Origin of the sequence: Bradyrhizobium sp. SHOUNA76, from assembly GCF_023006445.1 — a bacterium.
GTDB lineage: Bacteria > Pseudomonadota > Alphaproteobacteria > Rhizobiales > Xanthobacteraceae > Bradyrhizobium.
Window position 1 is genome coordinate 1 of sequence record NZ_JALBHA010001108.1, and the last position, 561, is coordinate 561.

At 69.9% G+C, this 561-nt stretch carries 1 protein-coding gene; it reads right to left on the minus strand.

Going from position 1 to position 561, the window contains the following annotated elements; all coding sequences use genetic code 11:
• On the minus strand, positions 1 to 561 hold a 561-nt coding region (locus MOV74_RS40005), incomplete at both ends, for a hypothetical protein (protein ID WP_246933087.1).

Sequence of the window (561 nt, forward strand, 5' to 3'; positions counted from 1 at the left end):
GCCGCTGGTGAGCGCCTCGATGGTGGCGCCGCCGGCGGTTGCCAGCGCGCGCTGCATCTCGGCCGCGAGCGAACGGACCTGGCTGGTCTGTTCGGCCGAGACCGTGAGCAGGGTGCTCTGGGCGTCGCGGGCGCTGGTGGTGATGGTCTCGGCGGTGGACTGGCCGACCTGCGAGAGCGAACGATGAACTTCGGCCGAGAGCGACTTGACCTGGTTCGCCGCCTCGGAGGACGCCGTCACCAGCATGTTCTGCGCTTCTCGAGCGCCAGCGGTGATGGTTTCCGCGGTCGAAGTGCCGGCCATCGTGAGCGAGCGCTGCACATCGGCCGCGAGCGACTTGACCTGGGCCGCCGCATCCGAGGACCCAGCAACCAGCGTGTTCTGGGCCTCACGGGCGCCGCTGGTGAGGATCTCGGCGGTCGAGGTGCCGGCCATCGTCAGCGAACGCTGTACGTCGGAGGACAGCGCCTTGATCTGGTTGGCGGTCTCGGTCGAGGCCGCGATCAGCGTGCTCTGCGCATCGCGGGCGCCGGCGGTGATCGATTCCGCCGTGGTGGAGCC